This is a genomic window from Bradyrhizobium sp. USDA 3315 (assembly GCF_054056795.1).
Window position 1 is genome coordinate 7,472,656 of record NZ_JBSRYP010000001.1, and the last position, 19,099, is coordinate 7,491,754.

Consider the following 19,099-nt stretch of genomic DNA (forward strand, 5'->3'; position numbering starts at 1 on the left):
TCGCCTTTGGCAGGACCGGTCCCGGATTTCGCTGCGCTTCATCCGGGCTAGGCTTGGCCAAAATATTCCGGAATCAGCTGCCGGGGCGCGCGCCGCCCGCTCGTCCTCAGGACGCAAGGACATGGAGAGAAACGATGACGCCCATCATTACCGCCTTCGAACGGTCGCCCGATGGCGGCAAGGGACTGGCGCGCGATACGCGCGTTCGCTGGGCGCTGGAAGAAACGGGCCAGCCTTACGAGGTTCGCCTTGTTTCGTTCCAGGCGATGAAGGAACCCGCGCATCTGGCGCTGCATCCCTTCGGCCAGATTCCGACCTATGAGGAAGGTGATCTGGCGCTGTTCGAGACAGGCTCGATCGTGCTCCATATCGCCGAGCGTCATGCCGGCCTGCTGCCCGGCGATGCCAATGCCCGCGCCCGCGCGATCACCTGGATGTTTGCCGCGGTCAACACGGTGGAACCGCCGATCCTCGAACTCATGACCGCCAGGATTCTGGAGAGCGACAAGCCCTGGACCAAAGACCGCCTGCCGCTGGTCATGGATCGCATCCGCGACCGGCTGACGCAACTCTCCCCCCGCCTCGGCAAGGCCGACTGGCTCGACGGCGCGTTCAGCGCGGGCGACCTGATGATGGTGTCGGTGCTGCTCAGGCTGAGAGCATCGGGCATTCTCGAAGAATATCCGGGCCTGTCCGCCTATGTCGCCCGCGGCGAAGCCCGGCCGGCTTACCAGCGCGCTTTCGAGGCTCAGTTGGCGGTTAACACGGGTAAACCACCGACCGGCTGAGGTTGGCGACAACAGGGACAGCGCTCTCGCGCAGACGACAAAGCCGCCGGACATCGGTGCACTCGTCCGGGCCAGGTTTGCTAGTCGAATGGATCGTGTTCTGGCAGCGGTTCGGTCAGTTCGAAGCCTGGATGAAGCTGCGAAATAATCTCCAGTGCGGTGCGGCCGGGTGCGATCCCCGCGGGGTGCACGCGGGACGCATCGAAATACTGGTTGCTCAGCACCGCGACACCGCATTGCAGTTCCGGCACGACGATCACGATCGCTTCGAATCCGCCTCTGCTCGTCGCGCCGTTCTTTGTGAAAACGGTATGGCCCTGCGCGTCCGTGGTGATCTGCCAGGCGAGGCCCATGGTGACGCTGGTCTTCTCCCCGCAGATGGGGAATGTCCCCTGGTTCTGCTGCGTCAGCGCGATTTGCGACCCGAGCGGCCCGTTCGGGGCCGCGATCTGCGCCGCGAGAAACCTGATCATATCGTCGCCGGTGGTCTTCAGATCAAAGGCCGTGCCGCCGGTCGGCGTGTTGCGGTCGAAGACGATCTGGTATGGCGGCTCGGAGCTCTTGCTCCAATGCCCGATACATCCCTGCGCGATCTTCCACGACGAATTGAGCACGGCTCCGGTCTGCTTCATGCCGAGTGGACCGGTGACGTATTCGGCCAAAATTTCGTTGTAGTTATGGCCCTTGTCTTTCGCAAACATCTGCGTGACCGCAAAGCCCAAGGTCACGAAGCCGATGTTGGAATACTGCCAGCAGCCTTGCGGCGGCGTATCATATTGATTCCACCAGTTGATGAGTTCACTGGAGGGCGGCTCGTCCGCAAACAGCTGCTCGCTGTAGCCAGTCAAGCCGTCCCCCGGCTGCTCCGGCATGCCGGAGGTATGGGTGGCGAATTGCACGAGCTGGATGGCGTCCAGCACCGGCGTTCCCACCGCGTTCGCGCTGAAGAGGTTCAGATAAGGGCCGATGGTATCGTCAAGAGTGGGCCCACCAGCCTTGACCGCCACCGCCAGCAATGTGCTGGTGAACACCTTGGTCACCGATCCGATCTCGAACACCGTGTCGGTCGTGACACTGAATGGCGCGGGCGAAGAGCCGGCCACGCCTGACAGTCCCTTGGGGTAGACGTAGCCCTTGGTGCCGAACGACTTTTCGTCATAGACCGCGATGCAGCAGCCAGGGGCGTTGCTGATGTCGAGATATTTTTTTGCCGCCTGTTGAACGATCTGTGCCGGACTTGTCGTCGCCTCGATCATCTGGTCGCTCATTTCGCCCTCCTGCCGGTGAAGATGCACCATGTTAACCCTTGGTTGCATCATCTCATATAACGCCGTTCAGCGCGAGTGAAATCACCGTGACTATTTGTTTCAAGTTCGCTCAGTGGAGCGTTCGCGCGGAAAAACAGCGTCGTCAGACGCCGGCTTGCGCCGACTTCCCGGCAGTCGCGAAGAGTCTCGCGGGAAATCGGGGCCGGGTTAGCCGAACGCGTAACCTGCTGCCTCGCGGCCGGCTTCAAGATGTGGCGGATTACGCTTCGCCGGTCCACCTGCGCGCTCAGCTGGATTATGCTTGCTGCCAGGGCATCGGAAATGACATGGTCGATCTCACACTGCCGATGCAGGCAGAGCGCAGGACTTCTTCGTGAGCCCCAATCAAGCGATCAAACTTGCGGTGATCGGACGCGGCCTGATCGGATCGGCAGCTGCGCGGCATCTGAGCAAGATGGGCCACGATGTTGCGCTGATCGGGCCCGATGAGCCGGCGGATTTTTCGCGCCATGGCGGCGTCTTCGGCAGCCACTATGACGAGGGCCGCATCACGCGGAGTTACGATCCGGGGCCGTTCTGGCGGCAAGCGAACCGCGCCGCGATTTCGCGCTACGGCGAGATTGCAGCGGAGAGCGGCGTGGAGTTCTATCGGGAAGCTGGAGCACTTCACATCGGCCGCAGCGAAACCAGCGATGTTGCTTCGATCGGCAGGATCTGTGCCGAAGACGGGATCCGGTGTGAAGCCTATCATGATGCGGGGCTCGCGGAGCGCTTTCCGTTTCTGAAATCGACGGCGGGAATGCAGGGTTATTTCGAGCCGCACAATGCCGGATACATCAGCCCGCGCCGCCTGGTCCGCGCGCAGACGATCGCGGCGGAACGCGCCGGCGCCCGGATCATCGACGAACCCGCGCTGGGGATTTCGGAAAGCGGCTCCGGCGTCACGATCCGGACGCGATCGGGGAGCGTCGAGGCCGAGCGCGTTCTGGTTGCGGCGGGCGGGCACACCCAATCGCTGCTCGGCCGCTCCCTGGGCTTTACGGTCTATGGGCGGACCGCGGCGCTGTTCCGGCTTGGTGCGGCGGAGGTTCAACGCCTGGCCGGAATGCCGTCGATGCGTTGTCTCGGGCCCAAGGGCGACAATCCCTACATCCTGCCTCCGATCCGCTATCCGGACGGCCAGACCTGGCTGAAGCTCGGCGGCGATCCGGTCGATCTTCCGCTCGGCAGCGAGGCCGATATCAAGAACTGGTTCCGCTCGGGCGGATCGATTGAGGTTGCCGATCGGCTTCAACAACAGATCCTTGACCGCATTCGCGACCTCGCTTTCGAGGAGCGCCGCGTCGTGCCTTGCATGACCACATTCGGCGACAGCGGCCTGCCCTGCATCGGACCACTTTCAGAGCGCGTCACAGTCGCCTTCTGCTGCTACGGCAAGAGCGCAAAATGTTCGGACGAACTGGGCCGGCTCGGCGGCATGGCGCTGCTCGGCGAGGTCCGAGCGGAGCTCGCGCCGTGACGGAGTTTTGTGCGGCGTTTGCGTCCGAAAGTTCCTAGGCACGGGTAGCCCGCACGAGCGCAGCGATATGCGGGACGCCACGACACGCCCCGGATATCGCTTCGCTCATCCGGGCTACGCTTGCTGAACCCGTAGGAGCGTCAACGCGCACGTAACGCACCCTCACGATCATCACGCGAAGACGTGATGGATTACGCTTCGTTCATCCGGCCTGTCGGTGATGGTCTGCATCGCGCGACACAACGGCGAGGATCGCATTGCTCACGCAGCGTTGAGCCGGCGTGAGTGATGATTGCATTCAAGTCCGCCGTCGCCGTGCACAAATATCTGACGAGGCCAGACTCCTCGGCCCCATAAACAAAACGGAGAAACTCCATGACCAACGTCAAACTCCTGTCGGCTTCCTTGATCGCGGTTGCCATGATCGCGTCGCCGGCAATGGCGCGTGAAACCCACGCGATGTCCCGCCACGTCGCGGAGGCGAGCGCCGCCGCGCCGACCGAGCCCGTCTATGTCGACGGTCGCGCCTGCATTCCGGCGCCGCGCGTCGGTTCATTCGCCACCGCGCCCTGGACCGGCAACAATGTCCCCTGCGAGCCGGGCCCATATTGATCGCTCAGCGCGCATCGATCGGTCGGGCGGCCTCCTAGCTGCTTGACCGCCGTGGTGTGCCATCGCGACGATGAAACAGCGAGTAGCCCGCATGAGCGCAGCGATATGCGGGGCACCACGCGACACACGGATAGAAATGCCCCGGATATCGCTTCGCTCATCCGGGCTACGCTTTGCTACCGTCAGCAGCGCAAGGGAATTGACCGCGATTTTCGCTTGGTGCAATCGCAGCTCGCCTCCGACCGGATTGCGGCAAGCGCCATCGGCGACCTGCCCGCGCGTCAGTCGCGTGATACGGACAGTCCGGCGAGAAGCGGCGCGTATGCGGTGAGCCTGCGGGATACGAACTCCGTGAAGAGCCGCACGCGCTTCGTCTTGCGTGTCTCCCCCTGTGTGAGAAGCCAGAGCGTTCCGTACATGTGCAAGTCGGTGCCCGGCACCCTCACCAGCAGCGGGTCGGCATCTCCGACGAAGCACGGCAGCGTCGTCATGCCGATCCCCTGCTGCACCGCGACGATCTGCGCCGCGGCATCTGTGGCCCTGAACGGAACCTCGGCGGCGCGAACCTCACCCTCGTGGGCCCAGTCCGGGATTCCGTGAATACTTATGACGATCCACCTGACGGGGTCAGGCGCGCCCGCGCGCCACGCGGCCAGTCGATCGCGGGATATGTAGATGCCTCCGAACAGCTCCGGTCCCTTCAAGCCGTGAAGATTGAGCGGCAGGGTTTTGCGGTCGTAGACGACGCGGATCGCTACATCGGCCTCCCGGTTGGTCAGATTTGCCAGCTCGCCGGACGACAAGATTTCCATCTCGATATCCGGATGCAGTCGCGCGAAATCGGAGAAGTCCGGCATGAGCAGGTGTGTCGCGAGGGGCGGCGCCAGCGTCACCCGCAGAAGCCCGCGCACGCCCTGGTCGCGGCCGAAGACGCGCGTCTCCAGCTGGTGCGACGAGGCCTCCATCTGGTCCGCGAGTTCGAGGACCTCCTCACCCGCAGCCGTCAGGCGGTAGCCCGAAGGCAGCTTCTCGAACATCTGCGCTCCGAGCCGCTCCTCCAGTTGGGCGACGCGTCGCAGCACGGTCGAGTGGTTCACCCCGAGGCGCTCGGCGGCAGCCCGCACCGAGCCTCCGCGCGCGACGGCAAGAAAGTAGCGAACGTCATCCCAGTCGATCATGGTGCAATCCAGCACCGCTGGGGTGCGCCTTCCAAAGCCCGTCTCCAGTACGTCGAACAGCATCTCGTATGTGGGTAGCACGGGCGATCATCATAGCCCAAGCCGAATAGCCACGCCGACAAACGCGCCCCAATTCCGAACGGCGGACACCAATCGTCGCGGCTGGCGTCAGTCATCCGGCCGGATCGATTTCGCACCACCGATGTGCGCGCTTCCGCACTCAACGCCTGACGCCGGCGGAGCTACGTCGAGGTTCTCGAGGGCCATCTGGCAAATGGGACCAGAGACGCTGTCCGGCACGACGAAAGGAGAAGTCATGGGAAAGCTTGAAGGTAAGGTTGCAGTCATCACGGGTGGATCGAGCGGCATGGCGCTGGCGAGCGCCAGGCGGTTCGTTGAAGAAGGCGCATATGTTTTCATCACGGGCCGAAGGCAGGAGGTGCTCGACGAGGCCGTCAGGCTGATCGGCCGGAACGTAACCGGCGTGCGCGGCGACGCGGCCAATCTCGACGACCTCGATCGTCTGTTCGACACGGTCAAGCGGGAAAAGGGCAGGATCGACGTCCTGTACGCGAGCGCCGGCATGGGCGAAGCCGTCCCTCTGGGCGAGATTACCGAGCGGCATTTCGATGCGACCTTCAACCTGAATACGCGCGGAACGCTGTTTGCGGTTCAGAAGGCGTTGCCGCTGTTCAACGATGGCGGATCGATCTTCATGACCGGGTCGGTCGCGTCGGTAAAGGGCTTTCCCGGTTACGGCGTGTATGCGGCAAGCAAGGCGGCGTTGCGCTCATTCGCGCGCACCTGGCTCAACGAACTGAAGGGCAGGAATATCCGGGTGAACGTGCTGAGCCCGGGGCCGATCGCCACACCGATGCAGGACCAGGTTCTCGACGAGGCGGCGAAGCGGATGTTCGAATCCCTGATCCCGCGCGGAAAGATGGGTCGTCCCGAGGAAATTGCGGCGGCCGCGCTGTTTCTTGCCTCAGACGATTCGAGCTTCGTGAATGGGGTGGATTTGTCTGTCGACGGCGGTTTTTCGGCCATCTGAAATCGAATCAACACGGATCGGAGAAGCACTATGAGCTACGCGATTGTAGGATTCGGTAAGATAGGCCAGGCCCTCGCCCACGCCTTCGCCCGTAAGAACATCGACGTGACCGTCGCGAGCCGCCGGCCGCCCGAGGCGTTGGCGCCGCAGGCTCGGGCGATTGGACCCACGGTCGTCGCCAAGTCGTTGCGGGAAGCGCTCGAGGCCGACACAATCATCCTGGCGGTCCCGTTCGGGGAGCATCGCGAGGTCGCGAAGGCCCTGCCGAGCTGGAAAGGCAAGACGGTGATCGACGCGATGAACGCGTTTCCAGTCCCTGAAGAGCTGGACGGCCTGCCGTCCTCCGCCTTCGTCGCGAAGGCGTTCACCGGCGCCAAGCTCGTCAAAGGGTTCAATCACCTGATTGCGGCCATCTTGGCTGCCGATCCGATCGTCGAGGGTGGGCACCGGGTGGTCTTGCTGTCTGGTGACGACGAGGACGCGGTCGCGCCTGTGGCGGCCTTGGCGAAGCAACTCGGGTTCGCACCCGTCAAGCTGGGAAGGCTCAACGAGGGTGGCGCGCTGGTGCACGCACGCGGCCGCACTTGGGGCCCGCTCATCTTCCAGGATTTGTTCAAGAAGGAGCAGTGATTGATCCCGGCCGTGTGATTTGACCGAGAAGTGAGTAGCCCGCATGAGCGCAGCGATATGCGGGGCACCCGCGACGCGCGGATAGAAAATGCCCCGGATGTCGCTGCGCTCATCCGGGCTACGCTTGCCATCCTGACGATCCGCCCTCGCGTAAGACTCGCGAGGGCGGTGTTCGCAAACGACGATCTTAATCAAGATGCCTCGATCGGCTCGGACATCGTTATCCGGTTCTTCACGCTGGGACGCTCCTGCATCACTGCATACCATGCCAAAAGAGCCTCGCACTCCATCGGCACCGGCACCTTCACCAGCCCCGCGAAGATCAAGCCGCCTATGAGGGTGATATCGGCCATCGTGAATGCCTCGCCGGCGACGAACGGCTGTCGTTTCAGAATGCCGTCAAAGTAGTGCATCCCCCTGAGGGCCTTGTCGCACTGACGGAATCCCCATTCGGGATTCTGATAGATCTCGACATGAGGCCCGAGACCCGGCGTGGCGTGGTGGAAATAGACGCTGATGGCATCGAGCAGTTCCAGTTCGGCGCGCTTGCTCATCATGTGGATCACACCCTTTTCGCGCGGCGTCCTGCCGGTCAGCGTCGGCGCGCCATTGAGCGCGTCAAGGTACTCGGTAATGGCCGTGCACTCGCCAATGAACGCCCCGTCGTCGAGTTCGAGCACCGGCAGCGTGCCGGAGTAGTTCTTGGCGAGGAATTCGGGCTTCTTGTGCTCGCCCTTGTAGAGATCGACCAATACGAACTCCACTTGCGACCTCAGGTTCTTCTCGGCCAAAGCGATGCGAACGCGGGCCGGATATGGGCCAGTTGGCCAATCGTAAATCTTCATTATGACTCCTGTCTACCTGTCACTTGGTAGGGTAAAATTAGCCTTCAAATCAGGCCGGTCAACGCCTATCTGTCACTTGGTAGATAACGAAGCAGTGAGGCAACGAAGTGAGTTCGAGCTCTCGGGAGGCCATCCTGGCGGCAGCAAAGCGGACCGCGCAGGCACGCGGCTATGGCGGCTTGATTTTCCGCGATCTCGCGGAGGAAGTCGGGATCAAGGCCGCCAGCATCTATCACCATTTTCCGAGCAAGGCCGATCTCGGCGTGGCCGTCGCGCGGCGCTACTGGGAGGACACCGCCGCCCAACTCGAGTCGATGCTGGCAGAAACGGCCGATCCTGTCCGCTGCCTGCGTCGATATCCCGATGTGTTTCGCAAAGCGCTCGAGAGCAACAACCGCATGTGCCTCTGCAGCTTCATGTCGGCAGAAGTCGACGACCTGCCGGACGTGGTGAAGAAGGAGGTCCAGACCTTTGCCGACGTCAACGTGGCGTGGCTGAGCAAGTTGTTGGTGGCCGCGGGCCTGGTCAGTTCGAGAAAGAGCGAACAGCGGGCCCGCGCCATCTTCGCCGCCGTCGCCGGCGCGCAGCTCGTCGCCAGAAGCCGCTCCGATATTTCGCTCTACGACGCGATGATCGACAATTATCGCGCCGCGGGTCTTTTGCCGGCATAGACGGTACGAACGTCAGGTCGAGGTGAGTAGCCCGCACGAGCGCAGCGATATGCGGGACACCACGACACGCGGATAGGACGTGGCCCGGATATCGCTTCGCTCATCCGGGCTACGCTTGCCGATGCATTGCTACGGACTCATTGCTTAAAGCAATGCTCGCGGTGCCACCTTAGAAAATGCGGATGCGGACGGTCAGACATGCGCTGAGGCGCAAGCGCCTGACCGGACTTGTTGATTATCGATCGTATCCCTTCCGGATCATTTGTCTGTCGCGAGATTAATATCTCCAAATCATCGGCCAAGCTGATCAAGCCCCGATCAAACATCCAATGCGCCGTGCCTGAAAGCGCGATCCCATTGCTGATAACATCAGGCCCGCTCGCTTCCACCGGCCGAATGTGTGCGGCAGCAACCTCCGCCCGGCCTCTTCCGTTGATGAGTTTCAGTCCCGTGATGGCGCACCGTTCATCATAGGCGCGCAGGACGACACGTCGGAAGACGCGATCGCGCAAAATCCTCGACATGGTAATACTAACGCGATCGCGCTGCTGGTCATATGTGAAAGGCACCTGCTCCTCTGCAAGAGACCGCAGCGGTATTTCATCGTCGAGCCGAGGCAGTAAAGGAGCCTTTTCCTCAAGGCCGAGTCCAACGATTCTACTGAAATCTTCAGGAGAGATTGGCCGCACCGCCGATTGAGCGCGTCCCGAAATCCGCCCCTCATCGTTGAGAACGCCTCGCTCTATCGGTCGCCCAGTTGGTTCGCTGAAAGGAACCGGATTCGCAAAGTCGAGATAGCTTCCCGGCTCAATCAGCGCGAGGTACATCCCAGGCGCCCCGGGGTCCGGAATAACTTGTTGAACCTTTGCAATCGCAAAGTAGCCCCGTGTTTCCGCGACCTTGCGCGGTTCGTAGTAAATTATCCAATCACCAACGCAGGCTTCTACGCGACGCAAATACTGGCTGGGAAATTGATATTGTTCGGCTGGACTGTCCTCATAGATCGAGTCCAGCCGATGAATGAATACTCCCAGTCCCATAGCTTGATCGGCAAAGCCTTTCCGTCTTGGTCTTCGAAGCTATTCTCCGAGAGATGGTAACTTGGACGGCCGCATGACGTCCGTCACTACTCCCACTCAATCATTTAGAACGACACTACGGCGTTGATTTGCAAGCACAAACTCTCAAAGCTGGCGGACAAATCCCGACGGTATGCCCGCCCTAACTTCTTGATGCTGAATTCACAGGAAAATTCGTTCTGGTCGGAAGAATGGCGACTTCGGCAAGTATCGGAGTCAATCGGCTAAGTGGCCGCACGTGGCTAGCCGGGACGGCTACCGCTCGTAGTCGCGCTGCATAGCTTTCAGTACCGTCAACGATCAGGAAAGCGCGGGTTCAGTTTGTACGATCATCGCTCGCACCGCTCACTCGACTCCGACGCCGATATACATGTCCGCTTTGCGCCAGAAGCTGCCCTCCCCGCCAAGTCGCAGTTTGACCGAATTGAGACATTTGCTGCGCGTCGGTGACGTTTGTATTCGGGCGCCGCTCATGCTCTGCGCGGCCAGGCAGTTGTTTGAGACCTTGGTTCACGCCGCCGCCGATCCTCGAAACGTTCTTTCCGCGCGTCCTGTCCGAATGAAATTGCGAAGCACATCGCAAAACTCGTCCGTAGCCGAGAACATCGGGTTGTGTCCCCTGCCGTCGAAGAGATAGAGCTGCGCGCCGACAATGCGAGACGCGATGAATACGCTGGCATCGCATGTGACGAGCCGGTCTTCCCGGCCGTGGGTAACGAGGGTTGGGACGGCGATCGATTCGAGCAGCGGCGCGATGTCCATGCCTGGGTCCGGATCGTAGAAGCTAAGGATCGTCTCAATCGGCAACCTGCACATGCGCTCGGAGGCCATCCGCCGTAGCTCGTCGGTATCTGGCTCGCTGTAGACATACCGTGTTTGCAAGCGAACTAGTTCCTCAACGGCGCCCCGCGCATAGGCGTCCTGACGAAGCGCTGTGTAATCCGGGTTAAAAACCGGACGCCCGTTCGGCAGCGTTCCAATCATCGGCGTGCCCACCGTCACGATCTTTCCGACGAGTTCCGGGTGCCTATGAGTAAGCTGGATGAGCAGGTTTGAGCCGCGCGAGATGTCAACGCCGATGATTGGGGCGGCGGCGACCGCGTGGATGATCGCGCGGAGGTCCTCCATGTGTTGGAGGGTTGAGTAAGGACGCACGAGAGGGCCGGATCGTCCGGCACCCCGGCAGTCGACCGTGATGACACGGAATTCCTGGCAAAGCTGCTCGAGAATCGGCTCAAAGGTCGCAAGCCCGTATACGATCGGATTTATGAAAACGACGGTCGGCTCGCCGCTGCCGTGCTCGTAGAAGACGAGGCGTGCACCCTCCCGTACTGCGTACTTGGCACGATGAATGCACTTGCGCGCGCGGTCGCGGTCAGCGTCGGTCTCGCCAAGCGCCATGGCGCGCTCGTAGTAGGCGTTCGCTCCATCAAGGTCGTCGTCGACGCCGGCCAAGTCACCGAGCATCAGGAGGCACTCGTGCTCGATGCGCCGGGCGGGCGGCGCTGCATCCCCTCGAGGACGGGTCGTAAGCTGCAGGCACGTTTCAAGTTGGGATACAGCTTCTTTGACAGCATGCCGCGCCTTTGCCAGCCGACCGGCGGCCATCAGATAAATTGCCCCCTGGTCGGGCAGTGCGCCTTCAATAAAATGATGGGCGACGATCTCGGGCTGGCCCACCGCGATCTCTGGCCGCAACCGCTCGATCGCTTGTGCGACGCGCGCATGCAGCTGCTGACGGGACGATTTGAGCAAGGTGGCGTAGGCCGCGTCGCAGACAAGCGCGTGCTTGAAGCTGTACGCATGATGGGGCGGCGTCCCACGTCGTTGGATGAGTCCCGCCTGGCAGAGCTGACCAAGCGCCGCCGCCAGCTGCGCCTCGGGATATCCGGCGACCGCCCTGACGACGTCCTCATCGAACTCCCGACCGATGCAGGCGGCGATCTGTGCTACCTCGCGTGCCGGAGCCAGGCGGTCGAGACGCGCCATGAGCGAATCCTGCAGCGTCGCCGGAATGGCCGGCGGCGGAAGTGGTCCGGCGAGCTCGAGATCGCTGCCGCCAGCCGTTGTCTTCCAGATCGCCGATTCGATGACCGCTTTCGTCAATTCCTCGACGAACAGAGGCACACCCTCCGTACGGGAGAGAATGGCTTCGATCACGATTGGCGGAAGCGACCGTTCACCCGCCGCCATCTGGATGAGCGTTCGGGATGCTGGCCGCCCGAGGCGGTTGAGACTGAGTAATGTGACGTGCGGAAAATTCGTCCAAGGCGTCGGCACGTCAGGCCGCAAGGTTGTGACGAGAAGGATTGGCAGAACCCGGATCCTGTCCACCATTCGCTCGAACAGCTCCGCCGACGTGGGATCTAGCCAATGCGCGTCCTCGAGGACGACAAGCATCGGCCGCTGCCGCGAAAGCCCCTCCATCTGTGCCAAGAGTATGCCAAAGAGCCGCGCCTTCTTCTCTTGCGGCGTCCCTCCTGGCGCCGCGTAGGGTCCATTGAGCGGCAGCCCCATCAGCTCGGCGAGCAACAGCGCCGCGTCCTCCCCGAACTCTCCGGCCGTGCCGAGAAGCCGCTCCAGCTTTTCGAGCTTCAATGAGGGTGCATCCTCACGGAGATACCCGGCCGCCCGCTGGAGCTGGGTGACTACAGGCCAGAGCGCGCTGTTCGCATGATGGGGCGAACAGTAATACCCGATCCGGAACCGAGGTTCGTTTCGGACACGCTCACGGAGTGCAAGGACAATCCGAGACTTGCCGATGCCGGCCTCGCCGGATAGCAGCACGACCTGACCCTCGCCGCTTTTGGCCATCTCCCAGCGATCGAGGAGGAGAGCGAGTTCGTGTTCGCGTCCGATCAGCGGGCCAACATCGGCGCGTCGCAAGGCCTCGAACCGACCCTCGGCTGCCGCTTCGCCCAGAACGCGGAACGCCGGTAGCGGGGCTTCGATCCCTCGGATCGGTTGGGGGCCCAGATCGGTGAGTGTGAACCAGCTGCCAAGGAGACGCCGTGTGCTTTCGGAGATCACCACAGCACCGGGTTCTGCGAGCTGCTCCAAACGCGCTGCGAGGTTGGGCGTGGCCCCGACAACTCCCTCTTCCTGGGCCGCCCCTTCCCCGATGAGGTCGCCAACGACGACCGGCCCGGTTGCGATCCCGACACGCGTGGAAAGAGCGACACCCGCTCGTTTGTCTAGCCTCTCTACGGCTTCCACGATTGCAAGCCCGGCGCGCACGGCGCGTTCGGCCTCGTCCTCATGTGCCTGCGGCCAGCCGAAATAGACGAGCACGCCGTCGCCCATAAGCTTGGCGATGTATCCCTCGAAGCGCGCCACCGCCGCTGCAACCGCTTGGTGGTAGGCCGCAAGGATCTCTCTCATGTCCTCGGGGTCCAGACGCACCGAGAGGGCAGTCGACCCGACAAGGTCGGCGAACATCACTGTCAGATGACGGCGCTCGGCGCGCTCCATTTTCCTCGAGGAACTGACTTCGGGCACCGGCAGCCCGCGATCGTCCTCCACCTCTCCGTCACGCGGCTGGGATAAGGCGGCGATCGCCGAGAGGAGCCTCTTGCGATGTCCCAATGACGTGACGCCGAGCTCACGCAAATCCTCTGCCGTCAAGCTGAGCAGCGTCTCCGTGTCCACGTCGTTGTCACGAAATGCGCTTTCGTACTGGTCTAACCCGAGGCGTCGCAGCCAATCCGCTATGTCCATATCGACCTCCCAGAGCAAGAGCGTCGATCCTTAGTCGGAGGAGTCTAGCGCCGCCTACGACCGTACACAATCGTGGTTCCCCACTTGCCGGCAAGGAACCGCCGTGGCGCCGCCCGGAGTGCCAGCGCAATCCCAGTCATCGTCCTGCCCAACCTATTGTGACCCCACCGGAGAGCCGCGCGCAATGTCAGCCTTTTGCCCTTTCAGAGACGTGCGGGTCCGGCAGAATGACCGCTTTGCGCCAAGAGCTGCCTTCCTTGAACTGAGGGTTAGCGCCTGCACGGCGCCTTGAACTGCTCGCGCAGCAACGACACGGTCGTGAGATCCACCGCGCGTTTGCCGGCATTGTCCTTCAGCGAAGGATCAGCTCCGCGTTCAGTAGCCAGGCTGGTGCAATTGTCGTCTGCCGCCGAAAAAAGAGCGAGCGACACCTCGATGGCGCTCATCTGTGCTTTTTCAACGCGAAACCGATTGCCAAGCTCCTGACATCGTTCGGAGTCGGTAGCTCGAGCAACCATCGCGGTGCTCAGTATGGCGATTGCACCCGAGCATAGAAACAGAACATGTAGGTACAGGATGGAGTCCTCCTTGCGCAGCCTTTTTTCTGCAGGATGACGGAGCGGCATGGGCATGCCATGGTGTCCGGCCTGTCCAAGCCGCTCGTCCAACCTCAGAATCAGAACCGTATCACGAGCGAACCAGCTCCCGTTGATGGCCCTTCGCGGGCATGCGACGCGCGCTGAATGCCTGCCTTTGCGAGAAGCTGCCCTACCCGCGAAGTCGCGTTTTGACCACGGCGGGCAGCGGCGGCCAATCCTGCCGTGATGCAAAACGCTGCGCTCAATTCAGCGACGTGGTAGGGTGTAACGGGCGGCTGCGTCCCGAGGACCCATGGCGCTGTTGGTCGATCCGAGCAATCCCGCCGTTGCCGAGACCACAGCGAACCGGATGCTGGTGGGGATCCGCACGTGGGGGCTGGAGTTGCATTTGCTGAATGCCTCTAGGGCTTCGCGCCAGTTCCCGTCGCTAACACCGCCCGCCCGAGCATATCCAGCGGCCAAGGTGCACTCAGGACTGGATCAGACTTGCGGGCGGCAAGGTCAGGCTGAAGAAAATTGAGCTGAATGGCACGCACGCGACGAAGCAGCGTTCAACCCGAGCTGTATAGGAGAGTGCCTGCACTGGCCCGCGGAAGCTTCGGTTTACTGTCGGTTTGAGCACATACTGCAGGCTCTATGGTCCGGCTATGAAGCAACAAAGTGTGGCGGTAATCCTCCCTTGTCGCAATGAAGAGGCGGCCGTCGGCGCCACGGTAACAGCATTTCGTGCGGCTTTGCCCGACGCTGCCATTTATGTCTTCGATAACAATTCGACTGACAATACCGTGAATGTGGCTCGTGCTGCTGGCGCGATAGTTCGAACCGAACTGACGCCAGGAAAGGGCAACGTCGTCCGCCGGAGTTTTGCGGACATTGATGCCGATGTCTATGTGATGGCCGACGGCGACGCGACCTATGACGCAGCGGCTGCACCGACGATGATACAGGAGTTGATCGAATGCCAGCTGGACATGGTGGTAGGTGTGCGAAGTGCGGCCGCTGACGCCGCCTTTAGGCCAGGTCATCGCCTCGGCAATGCGATCCTCACTGGAATGTTGTCGTATATCTTCGGTCGCTCGTTCAGCGATGTCCTGTCAGGTTATCGCGTATTCTCGCGCCGGTTCGTAAAAAGCTTCCCCGCTCTCTCGGAAGGTTTTGAGGTAGAGACGGAGATCAGCGTCCATGCTCTGGCGTTGCACATGCCAGTGGCCGAGATCGGGACTGCTTACAAAGTCCGGCCGGAAGGTTCGACGTCCAAGCTCTCCCCATTCCGCGACGGCTGGCGCATCCTGTTGACCGTCCTAACGCTGTTTCGAATTGAAAGACCGATGCTTTTTTTCGGCATAATTGGCACGTTACTCGGGTTCGTTTCGATCGTGATCGCGGTACCTCTTGCCGTCACGTATGCTGAGACCGGCTTAGTGCCGCGTTTGCCCACCGCGGTTCTTTCGACAGGACTTATGATACTCGCCTTCCTTAGCTTCTTCAGTGGAATAATCCTCGACACTGTCGTGCGTGGCCGCCGCGAGTTGCGGCGGCTTGCTTATTTGGCCCTGCGGCCTCCGGAATAAAAGATGTCACTCATTCGTCTTGAGCTTGCTCCGTAAGGACGGCTTTCTTCTAAAGACAGCTCCCAGGTTCAGGAGGCTGCCAACATTGCGGCGCTAGAGCGATGCGCTCGCATTTTCTGCGCACGAGAGCTCGCGAATGATGCGATTAGCCCCTCCGCAGGCATGCGAAAATTTCGGCTAGTTCGACGGCAAAAAGGGACAGCATGAGGCCGACCATCGGCACTGCGGGAATTAGGTATCGCCAGACGTCGAGGGTGTGGGCGCCGGCGGCGGTCCCGATCGAGGCCGCCCACATCACGATGACGATACCTCCGCGCGCTGAGAACTCGGGGCGCCAACGCCACACGGCGGTCACCGTCCAATATATTACGGCGATGACGAACGCGATGGACAAGGCCCTGCACAGATAGGCGGAGATGACTGGGAGATCGGACAGCAGGCCGATCCGAACTGGTCCGCCTTGCAGATCGATCGGCTGAGCCGCCCGGCCGTGCCGCGTCATGATGTCGGACACGTGCGGCACATCGTCGGTCGACACCGGTACGGCGGGGTCGAGTCCGTAAGCCGGCCATGCGACCGTGGCCCCATAGGCCATCTGACGGACGACCTTGCCCGCGTAGGCCAGCGGCCCGGTCGCGCACGGCGGCCAGGAAGATGCGCCGATAGGCTCTCGCCGCGCCGACGGCATTCCCGGAATCGCTGGCTACGTCTCGATCCAGTGCGGTGTCGAAGAGGCACGCATCGCCGAAGAACCCGAGTGCCGGCCACCGACCCGGCTCCGCCGCGAAGTCGGCGGCAAGCCGCGCCATCGTGGCGTCGGCGCGGTCTCCGGCCGCCGACGCGATCTCGCGTCGCGCTGCATCGCTTGCGAGCACGATGTTCAGGTGATTGCAGAACAATGTCTTGGGGACGAACACGACGGAGGCTTGGTCGGAGTTGGAAGCCCCGAACCGGGAACCGGTGGCGAGGAGCCCCAGCGCTGCCGCGACGGACACGGCGATCACGGCGAGGCGCGCAGACGTGTCTGGGCGGGCGAGGCTTGCGCCCACCAGGACGGCGACGATCGGGACCAGGACTCCTTGCGATCTCAAGCACGCCGCGAGCGCCGCGCACAGGATAGCGGCAGCGACCGCGTAGCACCGCGCCGTTTTGTTGACGCAGGTGGCAACGAGCAATCCGGCCATTGCGAGATTGAGGAAGACCGCGAAGAGAAGCTCCGAGGTGACGACATTCCTGAACAGCAGCAGGCCCGGATACGTCGCCACGAGGATGATCGGCACAAGCCCACCGGCGTTGCGCGTCGTCGCCTGCGCGGTTGCTGCAAGCGCCAGGATCAGTATGGTCCACGCCGCCTGCTGCAGGCGCACCACCGTCCCGAGGTCGCCTCCGAACGCGAACGTCACGGCCAGCAACGCCGGGTAGCCTGGATCACGCCCACCCGCCACGGTCGGCTGTCCGGCCTCGAGCGTACGAAATGCAGATTCCACGAAGGATGGCGTGTCGCCCCAGATGACCGGGACTGCGGGCCTGAACGACGCGACGATCACCACCAGCAGCGCGGCCCACGCCAGCACGGTCCATGACCATGGGGACCCGACGCCGCCCAGGGAGGCCGCTCCGCCCGTTGTACGCGTCGGAGCTTCGCGCTCTGACCGCACCATCGCCTCCCACACGAGATAAAGCTCGAATTCTAACCCAGTCTCTAGCCAGACCAAAACGCTCTGCAAGACGATCGGCGAGCACGGCGTGCTCTCGGCGCCTTCGCTTTCCCGTCAGTGCGCGCGTCTGCGAGACATGATGGCCGACGCCTGCATGAAGGTGGCATCTGGGATCGAGGCCTTGGTCCAGGCTGGAGCGCCACTAGTTGAGATCGGTGATCCGTCAACTTGGACGGTCGCCGATCTCCTGTCGACGGTTGGCAGGCAGACCTTCACGTTCCTGCCAACGTTCGCTTTGCGCCAAAATTCGACCTCGCGTAAAGGGCAGCTCTTGGCGCAAACCAGACACATCTACGCTTGGGCCACGCACGCAGGCATCATCGACAATCGTCGAAGCCCCCACGAATAGTTGCTGGCGGGGCCGAGGCGGCGGATGACCTGCGTCAGGTCGGCCTCAATCGCGGTGTGAGCACCCGAACGCGCCGCCTGGCCCGTGGGCCAATTTACGAACGCAACCGGAGCGGCGACCTGCTACTTGCAGCCGCGGCAAATCGTGAGCTTGCCCTTTAGTTTGTCATCTTCCGTGGGATCGACCGATTGCTGCCCAGAGACACGATCCGCTTCTTGACCGCGCTTGGATTGCTTTGCCGGGCGCGACCTGACGGGTCGCGTCGTCCGGCTTGACGCGTCATTGTCGTCGACGATGCCGACGCTAAAGCCATCGTAATCGGTGGCCGGCTTGGCCAACGGCGGCAGCCTGTCGATTACCGGTGCTGGCGAAACATCGTCGGACGCCGACGGCGTGTCCTTGACAGTGGCAGATGGTGGGGCGCCCGCGCCGGATGCCGGTGGCGGCACATCTTTGGCGGCTCGGGGTGGAACCGAACCCTTGGCGGTCTCCGCCGGCGGCGGAACGTCATCCATCGCCGGTGACGACCCAACATTGCTCTTTGCTGATGACGTGGGACGTTTGCCAGCCGCCCGCGGTGGCGACACGCTCGGTGCCGCCATCGGCGGCCAAACGCTGTTGGTGGGGGCGGCGGCCGGAGGTGCCGCCCCCTGTTCACTCAACGGCGGCGGGGCAAGCGAAAGCGGCTGGGCCAGCGACGTCTGACATCTCGCGCTGTCGTGGAACAAAACACCAGCGGCCAACAAGCCAAGGGCAAACAGCGCAGCGTTTTTCATTGGCGTTCCGCAAATCGCTTTGACTGAAAGGAATGGATCCCGTGACTTCCCTGGCCACGCTTCGGCAAAAATATCCATGCCTGACATGGCGGTCAAAATTGACGGAAATGGGGAGTCATCGGCGGAAACAAGCGCACTTCGGTCCGCTTGTGGTCTTTCGGCAACCCTCGTTATCAGCCCCTTGGGGTCCCTCGGAAGTCCATGCGGGCCGATCGGATGTCCCTGTGGTCTCGCAGTCGTGACGATCAGCGCTTCCGGTGCGCAGCGCGCCGTATCTCCGGCGCAGACATCGTCAAACCTTCGTATAGCTCCTTTCATCCATTTTCATGGCCTGGGCTTACGCTCGTACAATTGAGCGACCGCGGGGGATTCTTATGCTTGCGGCGATCGTGGCCCGCAACTGCGAGGGTGCGCCTCCTCCCCGCGCCTTTCGAATGCGGATGCCCCTAAAGCGTGATGAGATTGGGATCAATCATCATCGCGCTTTAGCCTTTTGCTTGAGCATGATTTCCGCGAAAACTAGAGGTCGAAACTCGTGGGCAGCGTGACGACGTCGCGATGGTCATGCCGCGTGGCCGCGTCAGCATGAACATCACCACATCAGCCATCTCGCTGGCCCCGGGGACACTTCCGGAATCCTTGGCCTCCTTCAGCTTCTCGGGCTGCCAGTCCGCGAGCAGCGCGCTGATGGCGGGTCCGGGCGAGATCGACGTGCATCGACGGCACAC

The 19,099-nt window shown here is 62.2% G+C and carries 15 protein-coding genes and 1 pseudogene; 7 read left to right on the forward strand and 9 right to left on the reverse strand.

Annotated elements, in window-relative coordinates:
- The first annotated feature begins 134 nt into the window (after positions 1-134).
- Positions 135-788 (forward strand): glutathione S-transferase family protein, encoded by a 654-nt coding sequence (locus ACVIYL_RS35190; RefSeq protein WP_253610030.1) that lies wholly within the window; start codon positions 135-137, stop codon positions 786-788.
- 80 nt (positions 789-868) lie between these two features.
- Here ACVIYL_RS35190 and ACVIYL_RS35195 read toward each other — a convergent pair whose 3' ends face one another.
- Positions 869-2,044 (reverse strand): serine hydrolase domain-containing protein, encoded by a 1,176-nt coding sequence (locus ACVIYL_RS35195; protein ID WP_456780702.1) that lies wholly within the window; start codon positions 2,042-2,044, stop codon positions 869-871.
- A gap of 385 nt (positions 2,045-2,429) precedes the next feature.
- Between ACVIYL_RS35195 and ACVIYL_RS35200 the strand changes: the two genes are divergently transcribed.
- Both ACVIYL_RS35200 and ACVIYL_RS35205 read left to right on the forward strand, forming a co-directional pair.
- The gene (locus tag ACVIYL_RS35200; RefSeq protein ID WP_253608998.1) at positions 2,430-3,575 is read left to right on the forward strand and encodes an NAD(P)/FAD-dependent oxidoreductase; all 1,146 of its coding nucleotides are present in this window, start codon (positions 2,430-2,432) and stop codon (positions 3,573-3,575) included.
- Positions 3,576-3,950: 375 nt separating this feature from the next.
- A complete protein-coding gene (locus tag ACVIYL_RS35205; RefSeq protein ID WP_253608999.1) occupies positions 3,951-4,187 on the forward strand; it encodes a hypothetical protein in 237 nt (78 codons plus the stop codon).
- Positions 4,188-4,468: 281 nt separating this feature from the next.
- Here the strand turns inward: ACVIYL_RS35205 and ACVIYL_RS35210 are convergent, their stop codons facing one another.
- The gene (locus ACVIYL_RS35210; protein ID WP_253609000.1) at positions 4,469-5,365 is read right to left on the reverse strand and encodes a LysR family transcriptional regulator; all 897 of its coding nucleotides are present in this window, start codon (positions 5,363-5,365) and stop codon (positions 4,469-4,471) included.
- Positions 5,366-5,681: 316 nt separating this feature from the next.
- On the opposite strand from ACVIYL_RS35210, the gene ACVIYL_RS35215 reads away from it, so the two are divergent.
- Entirely contained in the window at positions 5,682-6,416 is a 735-nt protein-coding gene (locus tag ACVIYL_RS35215) for an SDR family NAD(P)-dependent oxidoreductase (protein WP_253609001.1), read from the forward strand.
- A 30-nt stretch (positions 6,417-6,446) separates the two neighbouring features.
- Positions 6,447-7,046, forward strand: a complete 600-nt coding sequence (locus ACVIYL_RS35220; protein WP_253609002.1) for an NADPH-dependent F420 reductase — start codon at positions 6,447-6,449, stop codon at positions 7,044-7,046.
- Between the two features lie 191 nt (positions 7,047-7,237).
- On the opposite strand, the gene ACVIYL_RS35225 is transcribed toward ACVIYL_RS35220, so the two are convergent.
- Positions 7,238-7,891 (reverse strand): glutathione S-transferase, encoded by a 654-nt coding sequence (locus ACVIYL_RS35225; protein WP_253609003.1) that lies wholly within the window; start codon positions 7,889-7,891, stop codon positions 7,238-7,240.
- Between the two features lie 107 nt (positions 7,892-7,998).
- Between ACVIYL_RS35225 and ACVIYL_RS35230 the strand changes: the two genes are divergently transcribed.
- Positions 7,999-8,562 carry a TetR/AcrR family transcriptional regulator gene (locus ACVIYL_RS35230; RefSeq protein WP_253609004.1) on the forward strand — a complete coding sequence of 188 codons (564 nt, stop codon included), beginning with the start codon at positions 7,999-8,001 and terminating at the stop codon, positions 8,560-8,562.
- A 137-nt stretch (positions 8,563-8,699) separates the two neighbouring features.
- Here the strand turns inward: ACVIYL_RS35230 and ACVIYL_RS35235 are convergent, their stop codons facing one another.
- The 3 genes from ACVIYL_RS35235 to ACVIYL_RS35245 form a co-directional block, all read right to left on the reverse strand.
- The gene (locus tag ACVIYL_RS35235; protein ID WP_253609005.1) at positions 8,700-9,602 is read right to left on the reverse strand and encodes an HNH endonuclease; all 903 of its coding nucleotides are present in this window, start codon (positions 9,600-9,602) and stop codon (positions 8,700-8,702) included.
- Positions 9,603-10,151: 549 nt separating this feature from the next.
- A complete protein-coding gene (locus ACVIYL_RS35240) occupies positions 10,152-13,358 on the reverse strand; it encodes an alpha/beta fold hydrolase (RefSeq protein ID WP_456780703.1) in 3,207 nt (1,068 codons plus the stop codon).
- Between the two features lie 269 nt (positions 13,359-13,627).
- Positions 13,628-13,990 (reverse strand): hypothetical protein, encoded by a 363-nt coding sequence (locus ACVIYL_RS35245; RefSeq protein WP_456780704.1) that lies wholly within the window; start codon positions 13,988-13,990, stop codon positions 13,628-13,630.
- A 614-nt stretch (positions 13,991-14,604) separates the two neighbouring features.
- Between ACVIYL_RS35245 and ACVIYL_RS35250 the strand changes: the two genes are divergently transcribed.
- On the forward strand, positions 14,605-15,528 hold the full coding sequence (locus ACVIYL_RS35250) for a glycosyltransferase family 2 protein (RefSeq protein WP_157341700.1): 924 nt from the start codon (positions 14,605-14,607) through the stop codon (positions 15,526-15,528).
- A gap of 145 nt (positions 15,529-15,673) precedes the next feature.
- Here the strand turns inward: ACVIYL_RS35250 and ACVIYL_RS35255 are convergent, their stop codons facing one another.
- The 3 genes and pseudogenes from ACVIYL_RS35255 to ACVIYL_RS35265 form a co-directional block, all read right to left on the reverse strand.
- A complete protein-coding gene (locus ACVIYL_RS35255; RefSeq protein WP_456780705.1) occupies positions 15,674-16,216 on the reverse strand; it encodes a hypothetical protein in 543 nt (180 codons plus the stop codon).
- A gap of 1,501 nt (positions 16,217-17,717) precedes the next feature.
- Complete coding sequence (locus ACVIYL_RS35260) at positions 17,718-18,371, reverse strand: hypothetical protein (protein WP_456780706.1); 654 nt, start codon at positions 18,369-18,371, stop codon at positions 17,718-17,720.
- A 519-nt stretch (positions 18,372-18,890) separates the two neighbouring features.
- Positions 18,891-19,090 (reverse strand): annotated as a pseudogene (locus ACVIYL_RS35265) (glucose dehydrogenase); the annotation flags it as partial.
- Positions 19,091-19,099: the final 9 nt, after the last annotated feature.

What these genes read in the sequence shown, in the direction of transcription:
- ACVIYL_RS35255 (WP_456780705.1), bottom strand. Translation starts at nt 16,216, where the DNA reads ATGCCGTCGGCGCGGCGAGAGCCTATCGGCGCATCTTCCTGGCCGCCG.
- ACVIYL_RS35235 (WP_253609005.1), bottom strand. Translation starts at nt 9,602, where the DNA reads ATGGGACTGGGAGTATTCATTCATCGGCTGGACTCGATCTATGAGGAC.
- ACVIYL_RS35190 (WP_253610030.1), top strand. Translation starts at nt 135, where the DNA reads ATGACGCCCATCATTACCGCCTTCGAACGGTCGCCCGATGGCGGCAAG.
- ACVIYL_RS35210 (WP_253609000.1), bottom strand. Translation starts at nt 5,365, where the DNA reads ATGATCGACTGGGATGACGTTCGCTACTTTCTTGCCGTCGCGCGCGGA.
- ACVIYL_RS35195 (WP_456780702.1), bottom strand. Translation starts at nt 2,044, where the DNA reads ATGATCGAGGCGACGACAAGTCCGGCACAGATCGTTCAACAGGCGGCA.
- ACVIYL_RS35245 (WP_456780704.1), bottom strand. Translation starts at nt 13,990, where the DNA reads ATGCCCATGCCGCTCCGTCATCCTGCAGAAAAAAGGCTGCGCAAGGAG.
- ACVIYL_RS35225 (WP_253609003.1), bottom strand. Translation starts at nt 7,891, where the DNA reads ATGAAGATTTACGATTGGCCAACTGGCCCATATCCGGCCCGCGTTCGC.
- ACVIYL_RS35250 (WP_157341700.1), top strand. Translation starts at nt 14,605, where the DNA reads ATGAAGCAACAAAGTGTGGCGGTAATCCTCCCTTGTCGCAATGAAGAG.
- ACVIYL_RS35215 (WP_253609001.1), top strand. Translation starts at nt 5,682, where the DNA reads ATGGGAAAGCTTGAAGGTAAGGTTGCAGTCATCACGGGTGGATCGAGC.
- ACVIYL_RS35220 (WP_253609002.1), top strand. Translation starts at nt 6,447, where the DNA reads ATGAGCTACGCGATTGTAGGATTCGGTAAGATAGGCCAGGCCCTCGCC.
- ACVIYL_RS35205 (WP_253608999.1), top strand. Translation starts at nt 3,951, where the DNA reads ATGACCAACGTCAAACTCCTGTCGGCTTCCTTGATCGCGGTTGCCATG.
- ACVIYL_RS35260 (WP_456780706.1), bottom strand. Translation starts at nt 18,371, where the DNA reads ATGAAAAACGCTGCGCTGTTTGCCCTTGGCTTGTTGGCCGCTGGTGTT.
- ACVIYL_RS35240 (WP_456780703.1), bottom strand. Translation starts at nt 13,358, where the DNA reads ATGGACATAGCGGATTGGCTGCGACGCCTCGGGTTAGACCAGTACGAA.